The 22,821-nt window shown below is 55.1% G+C and carries 16 protein-coding genes, 1 other RNA gene and 2 pseudogenes; 11 read left to right on the forward strand and 8 right to left on the reverse strand.

Features of this window, described 5'->3' with window-relative positions; translation table 11 throughout:
* Positions 1-45 precede the first annotated feature (45 nt).
* The 11 genes from HU773_RS04450 to HU773_RS04500 all read left to right on the forward strand — a co-directional run bounded on the left by HU773_RS04450 (position 46) and on the right by HU773_RS04500 (position 16,311).
* Positions 46-960, forward strand: a complete 915-nt coding sequence (locus HU773_RS04450; RefSeq protein WP_186625328.1) for a WYL domain-containing protein — start codon at positions 46-48, stop codon at positions 958-960.
* Entirely contained in the window at positions 957-1,355 is a 399-nt protein-coding gene (locus HU773_RS04455) for a hypothetical protein (protein ID WP_186625369.1), read from the forward strand. The genes HU773_RS04450 and HU773_RS04455 overlap by 4 nt, the downstream gene beginning before the upstream one ends.
* A 24-nt stretch (positions 1,356-1,379) precedes the next feature.
* Positions 1,380-3,485 (forward strand): HsdM family class I SAM-dependent methyltransferase, encoded by a 2,106-nt coding sequence (locus HU773_RS04460; protein ID WP_186625329.1) that lies wholly within the window; start codon positions 1,380-1,382, stop codon positions 3,483-3,485.
* Positions 3,485-4,999 carry a restriction endonuclease subunit S domain-containing protein gene (locus HU773_RS04465; RefSeq protein WP_186625331.1) on the forward strand — a complete coding sequence of 505 codons (1,515 nt, stop codon included), beginning with the start codon at positions 3,485-3,487 and terminating at the stop codon, positions 4,997-4,999. Before HU773_RS04460 ends, HU773_RS04465 begins: the two co-directional genes overlap by 1 nt.
* Before the next feature lie 68 nt (positions 5,000-5,067).
* Positions 5,068-6,336 (forward strand): hypothetical protein, encoded by a 1,269-nt coding sequence (locus HU773_RS04470; protein WP_186625333.1) that lies wholly within the window; start codon positions 5,068-5,070, stop codon positions 6,334-6,336.
* Positions 6,333-10,619 (forward strand): hypothetical protein, encoded by a 4,287-nt coding sequence (locus HU773_RS04475; protein WP_186625335.1) that lies wholly within the window; start codon positions 6,333-6,335, stop codon positions 10,617-10,619. Before HU773_RS04470 ends, HU773_RS04475 begins: the two co-directional genes overlap by 4 nt.
* Positions 10,616-11,443 (forward strand): hypothetical protein, encoded by an 828-nt coding sequence (locus HU773_RS04480; RefSeq protein ID WP_186625337.1) that lies wholly within the window; start codon positions 10,616-10,618, stop codon positions 11,441-11,443. The genes HU773_RS04475 and HU773_RS04480 overlap by 4 nt, the downstream gene beginning before the upstream one ends.
* A gap of 3 nt (positions 11,444-11,446) precedes the next feature.
* On the forward strand, positions 11,447-12,589 hold the full coding sequence (locus HU773_RS04485; RefSeq protein WP_186625339.1) for a hypothetical protein: 1,143 nt from the start codon (positions 11,447-11,449) through the stop codon (positions 12,587-12,589).
* Positions 12,586-14,271: an ATP-binding protein gene (locus HU773_RS04490; protein ID WP_186625341.1), complete on the forward strand. Its 1,686-nt coding sequence runs from the start codon at positions 12,586-12,588 to the stop codon at positions 14,269-14,271. Before HU773_RS04485 ends, HU773_RS04490 begins: the two co-directional genes overlap by 4 nt.
* Entirely contained in the window at positions 14,264-14,842 is a 579-nt protein-coding gene (locus HU773_RS04495) for a hypothetical protein (protein WP_202883624.1), read from the forward strand. The genes HU773_RS04490 and HU773_RS04495 overlap by 8 nt, the downstream gene beginning before the upstream one ends.
* Positions 14,839-16,311 (forward strand): serine/threonine-protein kinase, encoded by a 1,473-nt coding sequence (locus HU773_RS04500; protein ID WP_186625343.1) that lies wholly within the window; start codon positions 14,839-14,841, stop codon positions 16,309-16,311. The genes HU773_RS04495 and HU773_RS04500 overlap by 4 nt, the downstream gene beginning before the upstream one ends.
* 70 nt (positions 16,312-16,381) lie before the next feature.
* On the opposite strand, the pseudogene HU773_RS27350 reads toward HU773_RS04500, so the two are convergent.
* The 8 genes and pseudogenes from HU773_RS27350 to HU773_RS04535 all read right to left on the reverse strand — a co-directional run.
* Positions 16,382-16,511: pseudogene (locus tag HU773_RS27350) on the reverse strand (integrase domain-containing protein); the annotation flags it as partial.
* Between the two features lie 26 nt (positions 16,512-16,537).
* The gene (locus tag HU773_RS04505) at positions 16,538-17,149 is read right to left on the reverse strand and encodes a hypothetical protein (protein ID WP_186625345.1); all 612 of its coding nucleotides are present in this window, start codon (positions 17,147-17,149) and stop codon (positions 16,538-16,540) included.
* Between the two features lie 108 nt (positions 17,150-17,257).
* Positions 17,258-18,193: a restriction endonuclease gene (locus HU773_RS04510; RefSeq protein WP_186625347.1), complete on the reverse strand. Its 936-nt coding sequence runs from the start codon at positions 18,191-18,193 to the stop codon at positions 17,258-17,260.
* Between the two features lie 106 nt (positions 18,194-18,299).
* Complete coding sequence (locus HU773_RS04515) at positions 18,300-18,566, reverse strand: hypothetical protein (protein WP_186625348.1); 267 nt, start codon at positions 18,564-18,566, stop codon at positions 18,300-18,302.
* Positions 18,563-19,543, reverse strand: a pseudogene (locus HU773_RS04520) (integrase domain-containing protein). Before HU773_RS04520 ends, HU773_RS04515 begins: the two are co-directional and overlap by 4 nt.
* 952 nt (positions 19,544-20,495) lie before the next feature.
* Entirely contained in the window at positions 20,496-21,752 is a 1,257-nt protein-coding gene (locus HU773_RS04525; protein ID WP_186625349.1) for an integrase domain-containing protein, read from the reverse strand.
* Between the two features lie 187 nt (positions 21,753-21,939).
* Positions 21,940-22,333, reverse strand: a transfer-messenger RNA (tmRNA) gene (gene ssrA, locus HU773_RS04530).
* 102 nt (positions 22,334-22,435) lie between these two features.
* Positions 22,436-22,720: a PA2433 domain-containing protein gene (locus HU773_RS04535; RefSeq protein ID WP_057440183.1), complete on the reverse strand. Its 285-nt coding sequence runs from the start codon at positions 22,718-22,720 to the stop codon at positions 22,436-22,438.
* Positions 22,721-22,821: the final 101 nt, after the last annotated feature.

Genomic DNA, 22,821 nt, shown 5'->3' on the forward strand with positions numbered 1-22,821 from the left:
CACTAAGCTGAACCAACAATTGCCGAGCTGGATGAGCTAGTCAGGATGTCAATAACACAACTTGCCGACTTGACCCAACCGCAACGCGACCGTCTCGCGTTTGTGGAGTTGAGCATACGCTTCATCGGGGAGATTCGCCGTCAGGGCTTAGTGTCGCGGTTTGGCATCCAATCTGCCGCCGCCACACGGGACTTGGCTCTGTACAAAGAGATCGCTCCCGGCAACATCGACTACGACACCAAAGCAAAGGCTTACGGTCTGGGCACGACTTTCCGGCCGGTCTTTGATTTTCCCCCAGGGCGAGTAATGTCGTGGCTGACTCAAGGTTTCGGCGACGGCGAGCCCATGCATATCAGCGCCTGGGTGATCAGCGAGCGTCCGTCTTGCCTCACCTACCCAGATCTGGATGTGCTGGCGAGCGTGACCCGGGCAATTCACCAGCAATGCCCGCTTGGCATTGAGTACCACTCCATCTCCAGTGGCCACACTGAGCGAGAGATTATCCCGTTCGCATTGATCGATAACGGCCTCCGCTGGCACGTTCGCGCCTTCGACCGAAAATCTCAGGAGTTCCGGGATTTCGTCATAACCCGTATCAAAAGCCCTGCCGTGCTCAAGGGACTGTCGGTAGCACCGCACGAGAGAAACGACCAAGACATTCAATGGACTCGAGTCGTCGAGCTGGAGTTGGTACCACACCCGGATCAACCTCGACCAGAAATCACCGAGATGGACTACAGCATGCAGGGCGGCGTTCTGCGGATGAAGCTGCGTGCCGCAACAGCCGGATACATTCTGCGTAGATGGAGTGTGGACTGCTCTCCTGACCACAGTCTGCGTGGGCATGAGTACCGGCTCTGGCTAAAGGACCATCTGGCGCTTTATGGCGTTGCAAATGCAACGCTTGCCCCAGGTTATCGAGCCCCGACATCCCACCCAATCGGCGGAGGGGCTGCATGACTCGCTTTGATCTTTTAGGCGTCGTTCGGCAGGGCATGAAATCCGGCCCTGTCACACTGGACCAGTTGTGGGTGGACCATGGCACGCAATGGCATCAGCTGGGATGGAGTCGTGCGCAGTTGAGTCTATGGCTGGCCTGTACGCCGTCCTTGCAACGCTGTGAATTGCCCAGTGGTGAACTAGCGTGGTCTCTCAATGCTGGCCCAGGCGATGCCGCCTCCAGCCTGGCCGACGAAATGGTGGCGCTATTGCAAAAGGCCGACCGCCCCATGCCCTTGGCCCAGCTCATCAGCAAATTTTCGACAGGCTGGGTGGTCACCGAGCCGATGCTGCGCAGTGCAGCACAACAAGATGCTCGAATCGAATTAAAAGGCCCGCTACTCAAGCTGGCTTAACGGATACACAGGACAGAAGAACCCATGGCAACCGAACAAACACTGGATCAACGCTACCAAGCCATTCGCACCAAATACAACGATTACACCGAGCACACCCCGCTGAATAGCGATCACGATTTCGTGAAAGCAGGCTTGATCTGGGGCTCAGTGGAAGGTAATCGAACACCGTCAATCTTGTTGATAGCTCTTGATAAAGGCCATTGGAATTATTCCAAAGAGGACGAACTTGATCTGCTTGCCTATGACCTACTTGCAAGTGTCAATGGGGACGAGTGGCCGATTTTTGCGCATCTTCAAGATGACAGTAATGTCGCTCACTTCAGTTTGTTTGGTGGCGCAGGTACCCACTCGGTCGACTCGGTGCCACCACTAGAGTTGATCAGGGAGCACAAACAGCTGGAAAAGGTCCCGACCTTCCGTTGGGCAATGAAGACCTATACCCGCCTCATGAAGGGCTTGGATAACTTCCACGAGCGTGTCTATCAGATTGATAAAGATCGAGGTATTGGCAACAAGAACGACATCATCTCCGAAGTCTCAAAAATCCTTTTCCTTGAAACCTTTCGGGTGCGTCATGACCCAGCCCTTACGTTTAAGCACGAAGGAAAAAACCTGAGCTTTCAGGAGGTTTTCAATTATTCCTATGTCGCCAAGCATCAGGACTTGGCAGTTGAACAGATCAAATCTGCGTTTGCAGAGTTTCGTGACCATCCAGACTACGTCATAACGTTGGAGGACGGGACGCAAGAGCCAATTTTTGTTGGTAAAAACAAAGACCTGCATCTGAGCAACTGGAAAAACTACGAAACCTTGCTGCGAGTTTTTCAAGATCTTGGCCAAGTCACTAACAACCAAGGCCAGGTCGTCAAAGAGTGTGGATCTTTGCGGGATATGCCAGGGGATCTGCTGGGGCGTGTGTTCGATGTTTTCCTACGCGCTAAATTCGAGTCGAAAGGTGGGCTGGGCCAGTACCTGACGCCTAACCCTGTCAAGCAAGCCATGCTCGAAATAGCCATGCATGACATTGCCAATGACAACGAGATCATGGAGAGACTAACCTCCGGGCAGTTTCGCTACTGCGACCCTACCTGCGGTTCCTATGGCTTTGGCTCTGTTGCACTCAGCCATCTCAAGAATTTGATCAGCAGGTTGGGTGGTGTTTCAGACAGTCAAAAAGATCAGATGATCGAGGAATTGCTGGCCAACAGCTTCGTCGGTTCTGACTCAGCAGAAAACATGGTGACGCTGGCACGCGTCAATATGGCATTACAAGGCGCACCAAAAGCCAAGATTTTCTGGGCCAACTCGCTCACGACCAAGCTTCTCAAACCCAATAGCTTCGACCTGATTTGCACCAACCCACCGTTTGGCACACCAAAATTTGGCGCCAAGGAGCAGGAGGCCAAGCAGCACTATGAAGCAGAAATGGAACAGATCCTTGGTGGCTTCCGACCCGCTGAACTCGAATCCGAGTACGTTGCTTATTACGATTACATCAAAAAAACCTGGCAAGACACAGGCGGTCTCTACCTGGACAAAGATGGCAGCCCCAAGTGGCCAGGCTATCGCACCGACTTGCGCAATTTTTCCACCGGTAAAAAGGCCGTCTACAATCTGGTCCCCACCACCAGCGGTTTGGCGCTAGGCAGCAAGCCCGATGGCAAAGGCAACTGGAAGCCGGTGGGCGCCACCATCGACCCTGCCGTGCTCTTTATCGACCGTTGTCTGCAGCTGCTACGCCCCGGTGGCCGCCTGCTAATCGTGTTGCCAGATGGTGTGCTGTGTAACTCCGGCGACCGCTATGTCCGCGAATACATCATGGGGACCAAGGACGAAAAAACTGGCCAGTTTGTGGGCGGCAAGGCCATCGTCAAAGCGGTGCTCTCCCTCCCGGCGGACACCTTCAAACTCTCCGGCACCGGTGCCAAGACCTCCGTGCTGTACCTTCAGAAACGCCACGCCAGCAAGGAGCGCCCCGAGCAGTTCCTACCTGAGCCGCAAGGCGATGTATTCATGGCGGTGGCAGAAACGCTGGGCTATGTGGTGAAGAACAATATCGAAGATTACTCTGTGGGCGTGCCAAATGACCTCGACAAGATTGTTGGCGCTTATAAGCGGGGTGAGTGATGTCTGTTGATACCTTGCGAGAAACCTTTCATATAAACCGGGTTGCTCCAGACAAGATCCAGGATTTTCTGACGGCACAAACATATCGCCCAGGAATCACGGAGGCTAAAGAAAAGATAAAATCACTACCCTGGGTATTCCTGCAAAGCGTTTGTAAACGACCAATCAGACAAGGTAAATCACCTTCCTACGCGGAAGATGCGGGACTACTTTGCATTAAGCCGAAGAACACCAATGAGATGATCGTTTCATTGGAGGAACTGAGTTACATCAAACAGGCGAGCAAAGACGAAGTCGCCGGACAACGGCTACAAATGGGCGATATTGTTATCACCCGATCTGGCTCAGGAACAATTGGCCGTGCCTCAATTTTCCTGTCCGAAAAAGAGGTTTACACCAACGACCATTTGTTCATTGTCCGAACGGATGCCGTCGATAGTCATTACACTTGCGCGTTCCTCAATACCTATTGGGGGCATCGCCTTCTCGAGGCAGGCGTTTCAGGATCGACGGGGCAGCTCAATCTATCGAATGAGCACATCAAAGGTATTACGTTATACACGCCAGCTGAGCTTGCACAAAAATACATCGGGGACAAAATCCGCCAAGCGGAGCGGCTTCGGGCTTGGGCGAAGGCGCTTGAGGCGAAGTTTGAATTAAACCTTAAGAAGGCGGTGTCAGAGGCTTTTGAGAATAAGGGGGCAGGCAAGAAGTACTCTAGAGCGCCGGTTGCCGATATTTCCTATACGCTCAATCCAGGAGCCTTCGACGAGGAACGCCTACGGGTTCAGCATTACCTTTTGGGTCTTGGCGGGAAGCGCTTTAGCAAACTGGCGGACATTTCTGGCCCAACATCAAGTAGTTATAAACCAGATGCGACCTACATCGGACTGGACGCAATATCATCTGCTACCTGTCAGCTCAAACCATCAACGGTGGAAAAGGCTGAAATATCGGGTACCTGCCGTTTATTGGGTGAGGGACCTGTAATTTCCAAATTACGTCCATATTTGAACAAGATTTCCTACATTCCTAAGCGCTTCGTAGGGGCTGTTGGCTCTACGGAGCTTTTATGTATTACGCCACGAGACCACTATTCGGGATGGTATCTCTACGGCGTATTAAAATCAGAGCTAGCCTTAAAGCAGCTTCGCCCATTGGCAACCGGGGCAACACATCCCCGTATTGATCAGTACGACGTGTATGACTTGGTTGTGCCCGTCTTAGACGAGCAAGAAACTCTTGGGCAAGCGCTCGAAATAGCCCAATCAGCCTATTTCTTAGCTAGTGAACTTACAGTTGCCGCCAAACTTCTCGTCGAAGCCCTGATCGAAGGCCAACTCACCGAAGCTGAATTGCTCACCGCCGAAAAGGCACTGCAAGCGGGCAACGACCGACTGGATCGCTTTATTCTGAGCCGATTGAATACTAATGGTATCGATGGCCAAGGGTCTACACTGTTTAACGATCTGGACGAGCTGTACTGCTTGCTCGTGCAAGCTGAGGGGGATTGATGGCAAGCCCCCATGCCAGGTTAGTTGCCTTGATCCCACGTTTGCGAGCCTTGCTCACGACAGGCTTCATGGCTGCCGTTGCCAATGAGCGTGACGACTCGGCGCTGTTGAGCAACCTGGCCCATCCGCTAGCGGCGGAAGACGCTGGCGACCAAAGCAATGGAAAGGGGATGCAGGGTCGTCTAGGGACCAGCGCAGGTTGGATCATCAGCCGGCGCCTACTGGCCGTGCGCCCTGCCTTGGCGTCTGACGCTGAGCTGCTCTGTGCCTTGTTGGCGCAGCACATCGAGCTGCGCCATGCGTGGTTGGTGATTGCCGCTGCACGCTGTAAAGAGGCGGGGCAGATGGCTAGTCAATCGGCAGCTCAGGGCAACAACACTGCACCGCTGGTCGAGTTGATATCCGGCCTGGGGCCAGCCGCTACTTGGGTGGAAGCGGCCTTGGAAAGCGCGCTACTCACTGCCAGCCCCTACGCTGCGATTGAGCGGGAATTGCTGGGCGTGGGCTTTGAGCAGGCGGCTGCAACGCCGGCACTGGTGCGGACTCTGGCTGTCGCCGCTCAGTTGGCTGCGTTCCAGGATGCGCTCCCTCCCTTGCCCAAGGTGGATGCCAGTGGCGTCGATGCGCAGCAGAACTGGGTCAAGGGAAGGCTGTTGGCTTTGCCCTTTGTGCTTGAGGCTACCACGCACGATCAAAAACCTGAAACCGCAACCACAAAGGCCGCCGAGCAAGTGCTTTTGGCGGGTGGCATTTCGCGCGTCATCATCGAAGGCCAGACCGTGATGCGCTGGGTGTTAGCCCAGCCCTGGGCGCTGCTGCTGGCCATGCTCGCCTTTGCGCAGGATGCCTGGCGGGCTGAGAGCCGTGGTGGTTTGCTGCTGGAACTACCAGCAGGCCAGAACGCATTTGCTCCCGCTGAAATTGCCGTCACGGTGATTGGCACTGAGGGCGACGAGGTGCGCTGTGGCACACTGGCCGACCTGCTGCTGGGCATGCTGGCAAGGTTGGGAGTTGCGTGCTTTCCGCAGCAGTCCACAGCAGCAGAGTTGAATGCGCAACTTTCGCCGCTGGTGGGTTTGTTGCTCAGGTACGCGATCTGGCGTTATCAGGATGGGGCCAGTAGCCAATTGGGCCAGTACCAGATTCATCCGCAGTTCTCTGATCAGTGCTATAGCCTGCCCGCGAGCCGTGTGTTCAATCGTACCGGCAAGTTGCTATGGCAGGCCGCACGCCTGGCTGCCGAGGCACTGTATCAGGAGCACAAACAGGTCTATCAACACCGTTCCGTCCGCGAACCGGAGGCGGCGTACTTGGTTCAGGGGGAACCTATTGCATGAATAAAAACGATCAGCTTACCGCCGCCGATATTGTCGACCTGGCCCGTCTCCATAGCTGGGCAGCCACCGGTGTTTCCGATTATCCGCCGCGTGATCCCTTGGTTGGCCAGAGTCGCTTCTTCAAACGCTATCGCACCTTCATCCACACTGTGGATCAGGAGGCGGACAACTTTGCCCATGTTTTTGCGGTGGAGGCGGAATGGGGGCGCGGTAAATCGCGCCTGGGGCATGAGCTGATCGCCCAGATCAATGATTGCTCCAAAGGCTGGTTTGTGCGCGAAGACGGCGCGCAGTTGGAAGATAAAAAGCTGTTTGATCAGGCCACGCAAGATAAGTACCTGGCACTGTATATCCGCTATTCGCAAGTGGCTTCCGACTACCAGAACTCAGACAACTGGTTTGGTTTTGGGCTTTACAGGGCGCTGTTGCCGCTGGCGACCGGCAAGTTTGATGGTTCGATTCAAAGCAAGATTGCCGAGCAGGCGCTGCATCGTTTGAATCCGGCAGGCTTCGACCCGCAGCAGCTGGCGCAATGCCTGGAGTTGGATCAGGCCCATTCTGAGGAGGCACTCTACGAGGAAGAAGGCTTGGTCGTGCGCCTGGTGCAGGCTGCCTACAGCTATCTGGAAAAATTTGGCATCGGCTATGTGCTGGTAGTGCTGGACGAGCTGGAAACCGTGGCCGAGGCGGCCACCTTTGGATTGGAGCAAGACGACGCCAAGCGCCTCGATGGCCAAGCCATCCGCCTGATTGGCAAAGCCATCAAGGAGGAGGACCCGCGACGCAAGCTGCCTTGGCTGCGTTATGTGGCTTTGTGCTCGCCCTTGCTGGGCCAGCAGTTGCGGGAGATTCAATCCGTCGCTCGCCGTTTTGAGCTGGTGGAGCTGGAGCACAACGCCTTTGCCGATGTGTCTGACTATGTGGCCCAGCTTAAGGTCGAGCGCAAGTTGGCACACGACTACCCTACAGGGCTGGTTGAAGCCGCCTATGCCATGAGCGGAGCCAACTTTGGTTGGTTCAACGTGATCATGGCCAATGTGGATGCGGTGTTGGCTCAGTACGCGGCAGTGGGTAAGCAAGTCACCGATATGGGCGTGCTGTTCGATGCGGTGGTAGATAGCTCTGGCCGTGTCGCTGAACATGTGCTGGACAAGCACGCCATCGAGGGCATCAAGACTGGTGATCACGATCTGCGCGCCATCGCGCAGTCGTTGCTGTACGGCCAACTGCCTGTATCACTGGATGCCTCATCCGTGCGCTGCAAAGAGCTGTTGCAGCTGACCAATGAGGATGGCGAACCAGTCGCCAGCCTGTATCGCAAGATGCCTTTTGACGCGTTCCAATGCCGCCAGGCGCTGGAAGAGGCCAAGTTCAAACGAGAAAAGGACGAATGGCTGTACCCCGCTGTCGAGCAGGCACTCAGCCTCACTGCCTTGCTGCAAAACCTGCGTACCTTTGCCATCAATGAGGCCGAGAAGGATGTGCTGCTGATGCCGCTGTCGCGCGGGGAGTTCAAGCATCTATTGAGTTTGCTCTACGACCACCCTGCGGTGGAATTTGCCGCCGACGCGCTGTGGCAAAAGCTGATTGGTGGGGACCAGTTCATTCCGAATGAAGAGGCCACGCATATTGGTCCTAGCGTGGCCATGTTGCTGCGATTGGACTTGCGCTACCGCAACCAGCAACACAATTCGATGATCTTCCGAGACCCGGCGGATGCGGCTGTGCACGAAGCCGCGGTGAAGACCTTCTTACAGGCCAGCGGCCACAACCCGGGCCTGCGCTGGACGGCACGTCTGATGGGTTTGATGCGTTTACTGGACAAGAACTGGCAGTACGCACAGACCGGCCGCTCCAACAAAGAGAATCTCTACATTCAAACTAGCCCGCGTGGGCAAGGCGCAGGTCAGCGTGGTGGCTTGTTGTATTGCGAGGGGTTGAAGCTGCACCCGGATAATCTGGCGTGGTTTGCCTGGGTGAACAACCGTGAGGAGCTTGAGCGCCTGCATCATTTGGCGGCAATGCGCCATACCGATGAAGGGCGCTTCCCGGTGATGGCTTTCACGGCTTCCACCCACTTGATGGAGCAGTACAACCGGGGCGATGTAGAAGAAGAGCTCAAAGACGATCTATTGCTTTATTACCTGAACCCTAGCGAAGTGGACCAGTTGGAGCGCATCGGCCTGTTGGCCGAGCAGTGCAAGGGCTTGGTACTGGATGAGGCGCGACTGACCAGCAAGTTCAAGAACAAGCTCAACGCCCTGCGTGACTTTGCCTATCAAGCGATCCATCAATGGCGTGCCCGCTTGAATGAGCGCGGCTTGATTGCTTGGCCGCTCAAGCCAACCGGCAAGATCAACGCGCAAGATCGCGATCTGCTGCTGCAGTCCTGGACTTTGTTTGGGTTCAAGGAGCCGACCCTTTCTGGTCTGAATGATCTGGAAACCACGCACGGCATTGATGCCGAAGAAGTGGCATCGCTGATGCAGCGCCTGGCCTTGCCAAGCAAGCTGCTCAGCCTGGGTTTTACGAAGGATGAGCACGCAGGCTTGTTTAGCGATTTGGCCAACCCTCAGCAGGCGCAAGCCAAGTTCCCCTTCTTCTTGGCACATATAGCAAACCCTGCCAGCACACAGGAATGGACACTGGAGAAGGCCAAGCGCGACTGGTACTGGGGCTACTTGCAACATGCCAACGTAACTGCCAAGAACGTGTTCGATGACTGGATGTGGTGGTGCGGGGAGTTGCATTTGTTGCAGCTGCAAGATGCCACGGCCGCAACAGCCAAATGGGAAAGTCTGCCACGGGCCAAGCTGGATAACGCCATCAACGAGGCGCAGAACTGGTTTAACGGCAACGGTGCTGACGGCTACAAGGCTGTGGTTGCCAAGTTGGAACGTGTTTTCGGCTATGACCGCATCCCTGGGCTCTTCGCACCCTTGGGCAAGTCACCCACCGGCACTGAAACGGTCGAAGCGCACGAATTGCTCAAAGCGGCCCGCTCCGCCTTTGACGCGCTGAAGCTCGGCGAAGAAGCGCTCGCTTTGCAAGGCACCGATGATTTGTCTGCTATTGCTCGCAAGATGCCCACTTTGCTTGCCGGGCGCTTTGAAGTGCTGCAGCGCGTTGCGGGTGTTAAACCGGAGCACGTGCCCGATATCACCTTGGGCAATATCAATACCCTGCGCCTCGACGATAAGAGCAAATCGCTCTATCAGCGCATCGAAAAGGCCCGGCTGTTCGCAGATTACGTGGAGAAGGCGGCATCCCAAATCAAACAAGGCATCGATCATCTGATCACCGACATCGAAGCTGAGGCTAAGCATCTGGCTTTGTTCCCGCGTAGCTTATTCACCCTGTCGCTACAGACGGTGACCAACATTCTTGATGGGGCTTTGCAGCAACACAACGCCAGCGGCACTGCGGCGGCAGAGGGTACTGCGAGCTCAGACACCTTGCTTCATTACCTGCGCTCACTTCAACTGGACAAGGCGGCGGATCGCCTGCGCCTGCTCGCCGAGGAAGCGGGCGTCAATATCGACAATGGAACGGCTTTGGGACTGGCCGATAACCTTGGCTGCATTGCCAGTAGCTATCGAGCGGGCAAGAAAAAATTTGTTGAGATCACCGGGTACCTCGCGGAATTGCAAACACGATGTGTAGCGGCTGCACGTGTTTTGGAGCCCATGCCAGCAGACTATGCAACGCCAGAAAACGCCCAAGACCTTGCAACACTTGCACAAAAATTGATTTTGATTGGCGATGCGTTTGAAGACTTGGCCGAGATGGCCAAAAGTGAACGTGAGAAGTTTCGGGAGCAAGCACGCAAGGGTCAGTTCAGCACCATCCGTGATGTTCCGGATCGTTTATTGAATCCAATTCAAACTCAATTGAATGTTATTGGCGGTGCCATCACTAAGATTGAAAACACGATCCTGCTGCATCGCGAAACCTTGGTTAGTCAGACCAATGAGCGCTTCCTTCCAGTGCTGATGCCATTGTTCAGTGCTTGCAACGAAGCTGCACCAGCGGCAATTAGCCTGAGCTACGTATCTCCACTTTCCTTGCATGACCTGCATGTGACGATAGATGTGCAGCAATCGCAGTGGGAAGCCAAAGCGACTCAGTTGCTAAGCGGGACAGGCCTTGACTTCGCGGGCTGGAAAGATTTGGTGAAGGCGATAGCCGAGGGCAAAAGCCCGGTACTGTCACAAGTCGCTCAAGAGGCTTTGGTAGCCAAGGGCATCCTGAAAATGAAGCTCTATTTCGGGGGAAATTCGTGAAGCTTTATTTGACTCCGGAATTGCAGGCACACCGCAGAGGGCGTTTCTTGGCCAGCTTGCTGGGAATCTCCCAGTCGTCTCAGCTTGGCTTACCGAAGACCGGTTTTGTGTTGATGACAGGCGAAGCTTTGCAAGCATCAAGAGAGACTCAGGAGGAGTGTGCTGCCTGGGTACGCCAACCCGGTTGTTCGTTGCTGCTGCTCCCGCCATACAAGGAAGGGAGTATTTTTCATTTTCTGGACTGGGTGGTTGAGTTGGCACGGTCCAATTCACTAGCGGCCAAACAGGCATCGCTTACGAGCATGCTAGAGGGCGAGGTGGCGTTCAATCTGCGCGGGATAGATGGCGCTTTTACAGGGGAGATGACGCCGGGGGAGCTGACCGGTCATACACGCTATTGGAAGGCGCATTCAAATAGCGGCCTGATCGCTGCCACAACGCTACCGCTTTGGTCCATCAGTTTGTTGGATCAGGCGTCGTTGGTTCATGACTTTCTGGCCAATATTGAGCGGCATTGTGGGCTGCCCTCTGTTAGTGCCGAAGAAATAAAGCCCCAAGGAACTGATGCGATACCCCCGGAGGATGTCACCGTGTTGGTATGCTGCTACGGATTCAATGTCGCGACAGCCGAGGGCGTGCTAAGCAGGTTGAAGGCATATGCCGTGCCGCTGTTGAACTTGGCCAGCTTCGATTTTCCGGAAAGCATGGTTCGCCTTAAAAATGCCGGGCTGATCAATGACCATGGATTAACTGAGCAGGGATTGGTCTATCTGATGGGGTGTAGATACTGGGCATTTGCCGAAAGCTTGAGAAATGAGGCCTAGCCAATGAAAGCAAAAACTCTTGCGCAAGCATTGGCTATTGATAGTCAGCTGGGATTGCCGGGCAGTGCTGGGCGTTTGCTCAAACAGATTCGTGATATTGAACATGTGGCTCCCATGTTTCGGGATGCCGGCTTAATTAAGGGGGTCAAGCGGCCAGCTGTCGTCAACCTCACAGTTTCAGGCATTGCGAGTCACTCATGCATTCACCGTGCTCTGGGGGGATTTATCTACGCATCCGCAGCTGTGCGGACAGATCTCACCATCCAGGACAATAAGGTCGGCACAGCTGGGTCCGATTCAGTATCAGAGTTAGACGACATAGATTTCGAAGCTCAGAGAAAGCGCTTGGACTTGGTGGAGATGAGGCACTGCTATGCCCTTGTCGAGCGACTGTTAAAACAGGGTGGTTTTGCCAACTTGATTTTGATCGACACCCCGTTGTTCATTGACCGGGAAATGGTGCCTCTGAAGCGGAATGCACGGCACTGGGCCGAGTTTGAAAAGACCAGAGATGTAATTGAACAATTTTGGCAGAAAAACCGGAAAGCTTTATTTCCATGGAATCCGGAAGGTCCTGTGCTCGTTAGCATTCTGGCTGAGCGATTCTCTGCCATTGTCAGTATCGCTCGTCAGGACTTACGAACTGAAGACGGCCGCAAGCACATTTTGATCAACGATGGTTTTGCACCGGAATCGGCCGCCATGCTCGAAGGCCTAGAGGCTCGACTGAGCGGCATTGGTGATACGCGTTTTATTAATGGAATATTGGGCAACTTCACCCGAACTATTGCTTTTCGGATGACTGAAAATCGCTCTCGGATGGAACCTGCTAGTGAAGTAAGCCAAGGCGTTATCGGCTTTCACTTCCGCAGTGCGCGTGCAAGTCAAATAAAGATGGCTCAATTGGCCGGCGAAGAGTCGGACTGGGATTCCGCCTTGTTAGATACTGTGGCATCTCGGCTGATGATTTTGGACATGCAAAGTCAGAAAAAAGCCATGCCACTACCGCAGCTACTCAGTCGGCAGCAACTCAATATTCTCGAAAAGTTCTCTGCCTACTACCGGCAGGGGCTAAATGAAGCATTGCGGAGTAACGACGTGGAAAGCACGTGGTTATCCGGTCTCGATGAGGGGTTTGAATCATGAAACACAAGGTACTTGGAAAGCTGGTCGGTAACACCGGCGACGCGGCACAGCTGACTATGGTGGTTCAGAATTCCTTTTCCGTTCGTCGTGGAGAGTTTGTCCGCATCATGCATCAGGAGCGCGCGGATGAAAGCGTGGTGCCGGTGCTTGGACGAGTCACCAGGATTTCCCGGACCAATATACTGTTCAACGCTGGATTTGGTGATGGAGTAACTGAACTTGAGTTGCTCCCCGGGGCCAGTGTCACAGGCGAGAACCTATACGCAAATGTCGAACTGGTCGGCTATCGCGATCCGGTTTCTCGCCAGATAAAAATTCCACGCCGCCCGCTAGACCCAGGTGCTGCCGTTGAAACAGTGGATTTCCAATTTCTAAGCGACTTCTACGAGTTTAACGAACACACCAGTTTGCACCTGGGTAATCTGGTTGGCTATGAGCGCGGCGATAACACGGTGCCGGTCTTTTTAGACGTAAACAAACTGGTCACTGAGCATATGGCCGTACTCGCGATGACGGGATCGGGAAAGTCCTACACCGTTGGCCGCATCATTGAACGATTGGTAGCGTTGAACAACGGAACCGTAGTTGTTTTTGATCCGCATGGTGAGTATGGAAAGGCCTTGGCGAAGGGGCAATTGAATTTCTCGGGAGGTCTAGCGGAGAGCGAAGACGGACGCGATCGTGCGGCACTACCCAAAATTCGCGATACCTTGGAACGATTGCAGGAAGCCGGTGCAGGCATCCATGTTTACACGCCACAAAATGAATCGTTCAAACACAAGTACGCAGGCAAAAACGTCCAGCTTGCGCTGCAGTTCGATCACTTTGAAATGGATGATGTGGCAGAAATTCTGCCCGGGCTGACCGAACCCCAACAGAGGGTGCTTGATGTTGCGTTGCGCTATTGGCGGACAGCTGACAAGACCGAGCCGCGGGACATCAATCGCCTTCGACATCTTCTCGGAGATGGTATCGAAGAGTTGCGTGAGTGGGATGACCTTTCCGAGGCAGAAGGCAAAGCATTGAATGGACGCAGTGCCGCTGTGACATCGATGAAGCTGTCGCGGGTGCTCAACGAAGCGCAAAGCTTTTACTCTGCTGCCATGTCCGCTCCAACCGACATCTACAAAATGATCGGGCGTCCTTCGAATAAGCAAGGGCGACTCGTTGTGATCGATCTGCAAGGACTGAGTGATACGGCCAAACAGGTAATCTGCGCACTGCTTTCCAGTGAAATCTTGCGCGCAGCCTCCAGCAAAACAGATCCTCTACGCCCTTGTTTCCTGGTTTATGAGGAAGGACATAATTTCGCGCCAGCGGGTGGAAATGCCGTCAGCCATCGAATCATCAAGAAAATTGCCGGCGAAGGTCGCAAGTTCGGTGTTGGTTTCGCCATCGTTAGCCAGCGCCCATCGAAGCTCGATGCTGACGTGACGTCGCAGTGCAATACCTTGATCACCATGCGTCTGAAGAACCCGGATGACCAGCGATTTATTGCAAAAGCATCTGACATGGTAAGTAAGGCCGACCTGGATGAGTTGCCAAACTTATCAACGGGTGAGGCCTTGGTCTGTGGCCGATCTATTCCGGCATCTCTACTAGTTAAAGTTGGTGGCAAGGCACTGATACACGGTGGTGAGTCTCCTGAAGTGCTGCGCGTTTGGGGGAGTTTTGGTGACTGACCTTCCAGAGCGCATTTGTTCTGCAATGTCCACTCTGGAGTTTGTCGATCGCAGCTATCCCATGCTGTCGGGTTGGGGCGTTCGTGACGAGGATGTAATGGTGCACAGCTTGGGTTGCAGTGCCTGGAATGAGCTTGGATCTAAGCTTGGCTTTATGGCGGTGTCGGAATGTCCGGTGCCGATGACGCATGGGGCAGACATTCGGGCTGACTCAACTTGGTTTAGTCGAACGCAACGCACACCTGATGTCTTGATTGAGTTTGAACGGTTTGATGGTACCGATCGGGGACAAAAGAAGATTGACGAGAAGCTTTGTAATTTACTGGAGGCCTCGATGAGATGGGGTGATGCCCCTTCTGTGCTAATCCTTTCGGCATGGAACAAAGGAGTTGTTTCCGCGCCAAATAAAGAAGTGTTTGCACAGCGATGTCGGCAAGGTTTCAAATCGTCGGTTGGTGCGCAGGTGCCGCCACTTAGAAATACAGCAGTTCTTTTCAGCCGGTTTATTTTTGAGATTGAGTGCAGTGGAACGCTGCTTCTAAAACAGATGCGCTGTGAGAGGTTGTTGTGAATATAAAATCCGCACACTTTCTGCCGGGAACTAATAAGCGCTTAGGGGATAGGTATCTCTTGCTTGAATGCCTCGGTGACGGCAGTCATGGTTGGGTTTGGCGGGCGGAGAGGCTATCGGACAGTACCATCGTCGCAGTGAAGATTCCTAAAGATCTGACAAAGGATGATCGTCTGCTGGCTGAAGGGAAAGAGTTACTAGCAATAGATCCACATCCCAATATTGTTCGGATTTGCGATATGGGGAGGATTCCACCGGAGAACGAATGGTTCTTCATCGAAATGGAATACTTCCCGAGCCAAAGTCTTGCCCAAAAGCTTGAGCAGAGAAGTCAGAATTTTGGAAACACGTTTGAGCGCCTGTTCGACATCTACGAGCAGGTGCTCGACGCTGTTGGTTTTTTGGCGACCTTGACGACACCTATCTCACACGGCGATATCAAGCCGCACAATATTCTCGTGGGTGCGGGAGATTTGGTGAAGTTGACTGATTTCGGGAGCTCCGCGCTGCCCGAAGAAATTTATGTTCGAACTAGAGAGAACGGTGGCACTGTTCTGTACGCTGCGCCAGAGTTTTCCGACAGTGTTTCACGTAAGGGGACTTTTGATGACTTGCTAAGAGGCGACATCTACAGTCTCGGCGTTCTCTTGTACCAACTGCTAACGGGACAGCTCCCTCACGACACGCCATCTCAAGTGCGTCGTCATGCGCCATTTAAGCGCCCCAGCGAAATCAACGCCAACATCGTACCCATGGTTGACGCCTTAATCCTTAGGTGCATGGAAAAGGTCCCCTCCGCTCGATATCACGATATTGCTTCGCTTCGCAGTGCTTTTGAGCTGGCGAGGCAGCAACAATTAGACGCGCCTCAGTATTCCATAACGCCATTTGGCGGGCAGGCTTCGGTTGATTGGTCGACGGCAGTTGTCGAGTCTCTGGAGACAAAAGACTACCTAAAGGCGGCAAGAGTTGCGGAAGAGGAGTTCGCCCGTACCCACGATTCCGCTGCGTTGCTGCAACAGCTTAATGCCCTCTATCGCGCAAACAGGCTTTTCGAGTTTGAAGAAGTATTCCATCGAGAGTACAAAGGCGACTTGCATGACGACGATCAAAAGCTGATCCGGTTGCTTGGCATTAAGGCATTCCTTACGCTTCGTAAAACAAATTTTGCGAAAGGTCTCATTCAAGATGCCGCGAGACAGGATGGAGAATCGTTAGAGCTTGATTTTTTGCGTGCGACCTTGTTTGGCTTGGAGGCTAATTTTTCCGAGGCGCGCGAAGCGCTTGAGAGAATCAATAGAAAGTGCCCAAGTAAGCCTCACGTTTTAATCCGCTTGATCCAGGTTTGTGAGCAAGTGCGTGACTACCCCGCCGCGGTAGGGTATTTAAAGCACGCATTGCGCATATCAAATAACTCTGTCGAGTTGGTGGCGAAACGGCAGCGTTACCAGGGGCTAGGACTATGGTGAAAATTCGTTAGACATGATGCTGTGTTTGCGCTGCTAGGGGGCGATAAGCACCCTGGCGTTTGGTGAAAGGATCGCGGCTACCCGCAGGCGACACTTGCCGTGCAAACTCAAGTGCACCTCGAGCATGTTCGTCCACCACAGTCCAACGTGGTACCGAGGCCGGGGCGACCGCCTTTGGTGCCATCCTGAATGTTAATCCTGTCTAGGTCGTTAGTGTGACACGAGGCTAATCGAACAGCAGCGCCTCGGTTAGCCCCTTGTCAGGGTCCGGTTCATCGAAGAGGTGGGCCATGCCGACGAGGCTGCGAGCCAGCTTTTCGTATGCAACCCATTGAGTGCGCAGGTGGTCGAACACCTGGTTAAACAGCCTTATGGTTTCAACTTCCAGGTAGTCTTCATTGAACGCGAACACCTCATCGAATCGGGCGAACTCCAACTGTTCGTCTAGCATTTCTTGCTGTTCGAGCAATGAGTCATAACCCTCGCGGCACTCTTCGCGCATTTCGTTGGCGAATTCGATAAAGTCCGCGTCGGTCTCGTCGAAGTGCTCCCGCAGGGAGGCGGGGATGTCGTTCAGGCTGGTAAAACGCTTGCGTCCTCCGTCCCGGCGTATCTCGCCAATCAGAGCATCCAGCTCATCGAAATCGCCGTAATCCGACAGCCAGCCGCACAAGGTATTGGCATGCAGGGCTTCGGAGACGCACTCACTGATCTCTTTCATGCTGTCCGCCAGGTAAGTGCGGCGGAAGAAAGGCAGCAATAGCGCGTGCAAATCGTCGAACGCTTGTTTACGTGCTTGGTAGCGTTTGGCGATGAGGTTGGCTTCTCGGGCGTTCATAGGGCCTCACTGGCATTGGATGGGCGTTCGACAGGCGCAGGACGCCGACGGCCTGCGAGCTTGTCGAGGCCATAGTGGCGAAATGGAATTGGGCTGTCGAGCGTCGGCTCAGCCGAGCGATTCGTCGAAGTAGTCACTGTCGAGCCTGGGCACTTTGTAAAGCTGCGAGCTGACCCCCACCTCGTGGTCGAGCATCAAGTTTACCAGGCGTTTACCGTCGACCAGTGCCAGCCCCTCGACCGAGCGCGCGAAGTCAACGGCCTGGGCGGTGAAGCCAGAGGTGGTAATGAATACACCGCGTTTGGCTTTCTGCCCGGCCAGGGCGCCATAAAACGCTTGCAGGTCGGGACGCCCGACGGTGTTCTGCCAGCGCTTGGCCTGCACGTAAACCTTTTCCAGCCCCAGTGCGTCCAGCGAGATCACGCCGTCGATGCCGCCGTCGCCACTGCCGCCGACTTGTTGCAGCGCCTGCCGGTTCGCGCCGTAGCCCAGGCTGTGCAGCACGTCGAGTACGATGTGCTCGAAGCGCGTCGGGCTGGCTTGCAGCAAGTTGTCCAGCAGGTCGCCCGCGACGCTGGTGCGCAGCTCGAGGATGGCTTGGTTTAGGCGCTCCTGCGGGCTGCTAGTGGCGAGGTCGGTCTTGGCAATAGGCTCTGACGTGTCGCTGCTTTCATCCAGCGAGGCGGCATCCGGTGCTGTCTTCAGCTTCACGCTCATGAAGTTCACAGCTAGGTGCTCGACTTGCTCTGGGCTCAACGGGGTCGGGTTGGCTTGGGCGAATGCGCGGCCGGTGTCGGTCAACTGCCAGTAGCCACGCTTGGCGCTGCTGGAGTAGCCAGCACGCTTTAGCCGATCATGCGCCCAGCCTGATCGATTCTTGTAGGTGGCCTGGCCACTAGCGATGGTCTCCTGCCGCTGCGACTCGCTCAGGCCAAGCGTCATGGCGGCGGCTTCGTGAGCCTCGCTCGCGGTGGAACCGTCAGGATGTGTGGCGAGAAAACGTAGGATGGGCTCTATGAACTGGTCGTAGGTCGGGACTGACATGGCTCTTTCTATTCCTGATGAGAGGCTTAGTCCAACGTAGTAGCTCAGCGACTGCACTTTGCCTTAGTGAGCTAAATTGCTGATCTCAACGCGCTGCCTAGCATATTCATACCCATGACTTTTCTAAGCGACGAGCGAGCAGTCGCAGGGTTAGGAGGTAGTAATAACGCGTTGCGTTGCTGCGTCGGGCTAGGCGCTTTTCAAGGAACCAAATCACATGCTTCCGCTGCCAAGCCCAAGGCGTTTCTCGCTGCCAGCGTTCTGCAATCTCAGCCTGGATGATTTTCGCCTGTCGTATATGGCGTTGTCGAGTTGCGTGCGAGCCCGTCAACACCGCAGACAAGAACAGCTCCATGTGGAATGGCTTACTCATGACCGCCCTCCAATGTACGCGGCGACCACGTCGATCCTACTGTGCCCCAGTTCATAACTGATTTGTCTCCGGGCCTCACGATCAAGGTCTCTATCTACCTGGCAACATTGGCCGCCGTTGATAGGCGCGTAAAGTTGGGTGATTTGCTCATAGCGCCCACATGCGTATGCCGCTCGTAGCTCATGGAAGCCTTTGAGGTTGAGTGCATGCATGATGTCTCTCGCAGGGCGGATGATTTCTCGCAGGACATTCAGGTAGGTTTGGTGGGGTGCGATCAGGTTGCGGCTACCCACAGGCGAAACCTGTCGTGCAAATTCAAGTGCCCCCCGAACATGATCATCCACCGTAATTCAACGTGGCGCCGAGGCGCCGGCGCGCCCACCCTTGGTGCCATCCTGAATGTTTATCCTGCCTAAGTCGTTAGCCTCGCGGCATAGTCGTGGTAGGTCAGCCAAGATGGCCTCACGCAAGCGCATGCCGGTGGCTCGCGCCAACAAAACAATCGCGGCGGCCCGTAGTTGGTGTTGGCTGCAAAGCGCATCGACGATTTGCTTAACCTGTTCGCGGTCTTGGCCCTGCGGCACTGAATGTCGAACCCTGGTGCGCTGCATACCCAACGCCTTGCTCGGACTCGGTACTTTCACATACTGATCACCGCGAAGCGCCGCCATGGTCCTGTTAACGCTGGATAACCGGTTTTGTGCGGTGCTGACGGCGAGGTCACCGCGCCCAACCACGTCGCGCAGATACGCCGCATAGACGGCCAACACCTTCCGATCAATCTGGCGCGCATCATTGATTCCTGGCCCCTGTTCGGAACGGCACCATTTGACGAATGCCTGCCACCGATCACTGTGCGCTTTGACCGTACCGTAATGCCCGCCACCAAACAGATCTTTTAGCGCTTGCGACCCGGCATAGCTCAGCTGCCGACCATAGCCAAAATTGCGCCCATCCCGTCTACCGACCAACGCCATGATCACATTCCTCTCGAAGCCAAACTCTTAAAACCTTCCCCCACGTCATCCCGCCAAGAATGTTGAGTGTTATCAGGGATCAAGGCCCCTGCGACCTGTGAGGGTTGTCCACTAACGCGGGACTGGCGGCTCCTTACGACCGGGAGCTTGGGCATCTCATGATCTGGCCTCCTTAACACTTGCGAGGAAGTGGGCGGGTGGAGGCTGCGCTGGCGGACGAGACCAGCGCCGCGAGATCCTGAGTCGGGTGAAGGCAGTGAAGCGATGACCGGGGCGTGCCTGACTGTCAGTCAGGTGCAGTCCATTCCTTAGGCTGCGGCACCATCATCTGCATCGCTGTTGCTGGTGACTTCGGTGTTTGTCACGCCGATTGTCACGAGGGGAAATGCCGCAATGCCTTGTACGAGGTAGGCTGCAGCAGTGGTAGGAGCGCCCGTCTCTTTCCAGAAGAAAGAGACGGGCACAGGTTGGCGCAAAATTCGGCCAAGCGGATAGGTTGCTGCAGGGCAGCACAGTACGGTGTAGCTGGCGCACGAGGGCCATGAGATTAGAGAGCATCCATCACCGGGGAGGTGACCGGGCGAGCTGCCGGATGCGAATCGCCTTCTGGGGGGAACCACCGCGGGAGCGGCGTGACCTTCAAGGTTCGGGCCACCTGGGTTGCTGTCATCGACAGCGCTTGCACGGCCAGTTCTACGCCTGTGGATAAACCCGGTCAAGGTTCGAAATTCAGCGCCACTCTGGACTTGAAGAACGGTTATCCACCGATGGAATTCCGTGGTAAATCCTGGACAACGTGGTCGCTTTTAGCTCTTCAAAGTAAGGTCCATCCAAACAGGGCGGCTTTGCAGCCCTGTTTGGATGGACCCGCGCTTAGAAGCGGATAAGTGAGGCTGCTTGCCCCGAATCTTGAACGTTCAGTTGTTGCTGCAGTTCTTGCGCCAGTACAGCGCTAGCGAATCGGCACCACGTTCTTGTCTCTGACTTGGCCGTACGCTGAGGCAAGCAGGCTACCAGTGGCGGCTTTCTGGATGTACTCACTCCACCAGGCCATCATGGGACGCCGACGCTCGATGTAGTCGGCTCGGTTGTAGGCGCTCCTCACCTCATCCTTGTCGACGTGCGCGAGTGCGACCTCAATGAGCTCCGGGTCCCACCCATGTTCATTCAAGATGGTGCTCGCCATCGAGCGCATGCCGTGGCTGACCAAGCGATCCTGGAAGCCCATGCGTTTCAACGCCATGTTGGCCGTTTGGCTATTGGCGTGGGTGCGTGGATTTCTGTCTGCCGGGAAGACGTATTCGCGATGGCCGCTGTGAGTCTTCAGTGACACCAGCAGTGCGACAGCGTGATCACTCAACGGGATGCTGTGTGGACGGCGCTTCTTCATCCGCTCCGGTGGGATAGTCCAGACACGCCTTTCAAAGTCGATGTCTGCCCAGCGAGTAGTCGCCGCCTCGGCGGGGCGAGTCATCGTGTGCAACTGCCATTCGATCAGGCAGCGGGTGGTACGTTTGATGCTGGCGTTCGCGATTTCCAGCATGAGCTCGGGGAGCTCTTCGGGTGGAAGCGCGGCCATGTTCTCTTTCTTGGGCTTCTTGAATACCGCTCGTATACCGCTGAGCGGGTTGGCGAAGATCAGACCGGAGTTCACCCCGTAGGTCATGATCTCGTTTAGCCGCTGGCTAAGACGCTTGACCGTCTCCAGGCTGCCTTTCGCTTCAATTGGGCGAAGCAGTCCGATCACCATCGGCGCGGTGATTTTGGTGAGTGGTGTCGTCTTCAAATCGGGGAACACGTGCAGCGTGAGCGACCGCCAGATGTCCTCGGCGTAGGCCGGGGTGACTGAGTCTTTCTTGAGCTCGAACCAGGCGGTGGCCACGTTCTCGAAGGTGTGTTCCGTTTCTGCGCGCTTGGCCTCATTCAGCGTATCGCGCTGCACCTTCGGATCGATGCCTTGGGCGAGCAGCTCGCGTGCTTCGACCGCCATCTTTCGGGCGTTCGCCAGCGAGAGCTCTGGGTAGGTGCCCAAGCCCATGTTGATGCGGTTCTTGGTCACCGGTTCACGGTAATTGAAATTCCACAGCAGAGAGCCGTTGCTGCGTACACGGAGTTGCAAACCGTCACCGTCGGTGAGGACGTAATCCTTGGACGCGGGTTTGACTCCCTTGAGCTGTCGATCAGATAGGCGGAGGGCTGGAGCAGGCATGAGATTTTCCTCAGGCACTGATTTGGTATTCCAAAGGTTAGCACCGAATGGGTTGGAATACCCTTTGGAATACCCGAATGGCTAGAACTGAAAAAATCTCAGAAGACCGCAAAAGCGCTGGAGGCCGCGTATTTACTGGATCGCAGGCACAAAAAAAGACGTCCGTGGACGTCTTTAGATGATGAAGTGGTGGAGCCGGGGGGATTTGAACCCCCGTCCGCCAGTACTCTGCTGTCGGTACTACATGCGTAGCCGTTTCTATTAAGTTAACCCTCAGCGACCCGAAGGGCAGGGTGCTTTGGGCGAGTTGTGTAAGTTTTAGCCGCTTCGTCCACAACGTACTGCACGGCGATTCTGTTCTATATGACAATCACTTTGGGTTTACAGACATCCCCTGGTGATTGCTGGACCCGAAGGTACCAGGAGGGAAGGGCTAAGGCTGCTTACGCAGCGAGAGCGTATTCCCCGTAGGTTTCGTCATTGGCAACTATAGAAAGTTGCAACAGTGGATTTACGAGTTCTGTTACCAACTCGGCATGCACCTAAAGGTTCGCAACCGGCGTCGAATCCTAAACGGCCCCGTGCTTGTTGCTCGATGTGATCGTGAGCGACAAGCCTGTGCAGTGTACGTCAATCGGTCACAGAAGGCCAACCCGAAAGGTTGGCCTTGAGCGGTTGGCGGGTTATGGGTTGCCGCCTTTGTCCAGGTTCTGCAGGTCTTGCAGGGCTTTGGAGGTGATCTCGATACACTTCTTCTCATCACCGGCCGCGTGGGCTGCTTTGGCTTGGGAGACGGCCGTGTCGATCTCGCCGCTTTTGCCACTGGTGTCCGTGGCGAGCAGTGCTTTGCCGTTGTTGATTTTATCCAGGTTGATCTGGCACAGATCTGCTTCGTTGCCTGCGGCAAACACGGGGGAGGCCAGCATCGCAGCGGTAACGAATACACCAGCCAGTACGGAACGCTTCATGGGTATCTCCTTGTGCAAAGAGGTCTCGATGCTGCGCGGTACGTGCGGGCAGCCGGCGAGGTCATGGGTCGGCCCCGGTTGCCCGGGGCTTAAGCAAGTGA

Origin of the sequence: Pseudomonas shahriarae (assembly GCF_014268455.2) — a bacterium.
Taxonomy (GTDB): Bacteria; Pseudomonadota; Gammaproteobacteria; order Pseudomonadales; family Pseudomonadaceae; genus Aquipseudomonas; species Aquipseudomonas shahriarae.

Coding starts and splice junctions, on each gene's coding strand:
- HU773_RS04485 (WP_186625339.1), top strand. CDS start 11,447: ATGAAAGCAAAAACTCTTGCGCAAGCATTGGCTATTGATAGTCAGCTG.
- HU773_RS04505 (WP_186625345.1), bottom strand. CDS start 17,149: ATGAACGCCCGAGAAGCCAACCTCATCGCCAAACGCTACCAAGCACGT.
- HU773_RS04465 (WP_186625331.1), top strand. CDS start 3,485: ATGTCTGTTGATACCTTGCGAGAAACCTTTCATATAAACCGGGTTGCT.
- HU773_RS04515 (WP_186625348.1), bottom strand. CDS start 18,566: ATGAGTAAGCCATTCCACATGGAGCTGTTCTTGTCTGCGGTGTTGACG.
- HU773_RS04470 (WP_186625333.1), top strand. CDS start 5,068: ATGGCTGCCGTTGCCAATGAGCGTGACGACTCGGCGCTGTTGAGCAAC.
- HU773_RS04460 (WP_186625329.1), top strand. CDS start 1,380: ATGGCAACCGAACAAACACTGGATCAACGCTACCAAGCCATTCGCACC.
- HU773_RS04490 (WP_186625341.1), top strand. CDS start 12,586: ATGAAACACAAGGTACTTGGAAAGCTGGTCGGTAACACCGGCGACGCG.
- HU773_RS04535 (WP_057440183.1), bottom strand. CDS start 22,720: ATGAAGCGTTCCGTACTGGCTGGTGTATTCGTTACCGCTGCGATGCTG.
- HU773_RS04525 (WP_186625349.1), bottom strand. CDS start 21,752: ATGCCTGCTCCAGCCCTCCGCCTATCTGATCGACAGCTCAAGGGAGTC.
- HU773_RS04455 (WP_186625369.1), top strand. CDS start 957: ATGACTCGCTTTGATCTTTTAGGCGTCGTTCGGCAGGGCATGAAATCC.
- HU773_RS04475 (WP_186625335.1), top strand. CDS start 6,333: ATGAATAAAAACGATCAGCTTACCGCCGCCGATATTGTCGACCTGGCC.
- HU773_RS04450 (WP_186625328.1), top strand. CDS start 46: ATGTCAATAACACAACTTGCCGACTTGACCCAACCGCAACGCGACCGT.
- HU773_RS04510 (WP_186625347.1), bottom strand. CDS start 18,193: ATGTCAGTCCCGACCTACGACCAGTTCATAGAGCCCATCCTACGTTTT.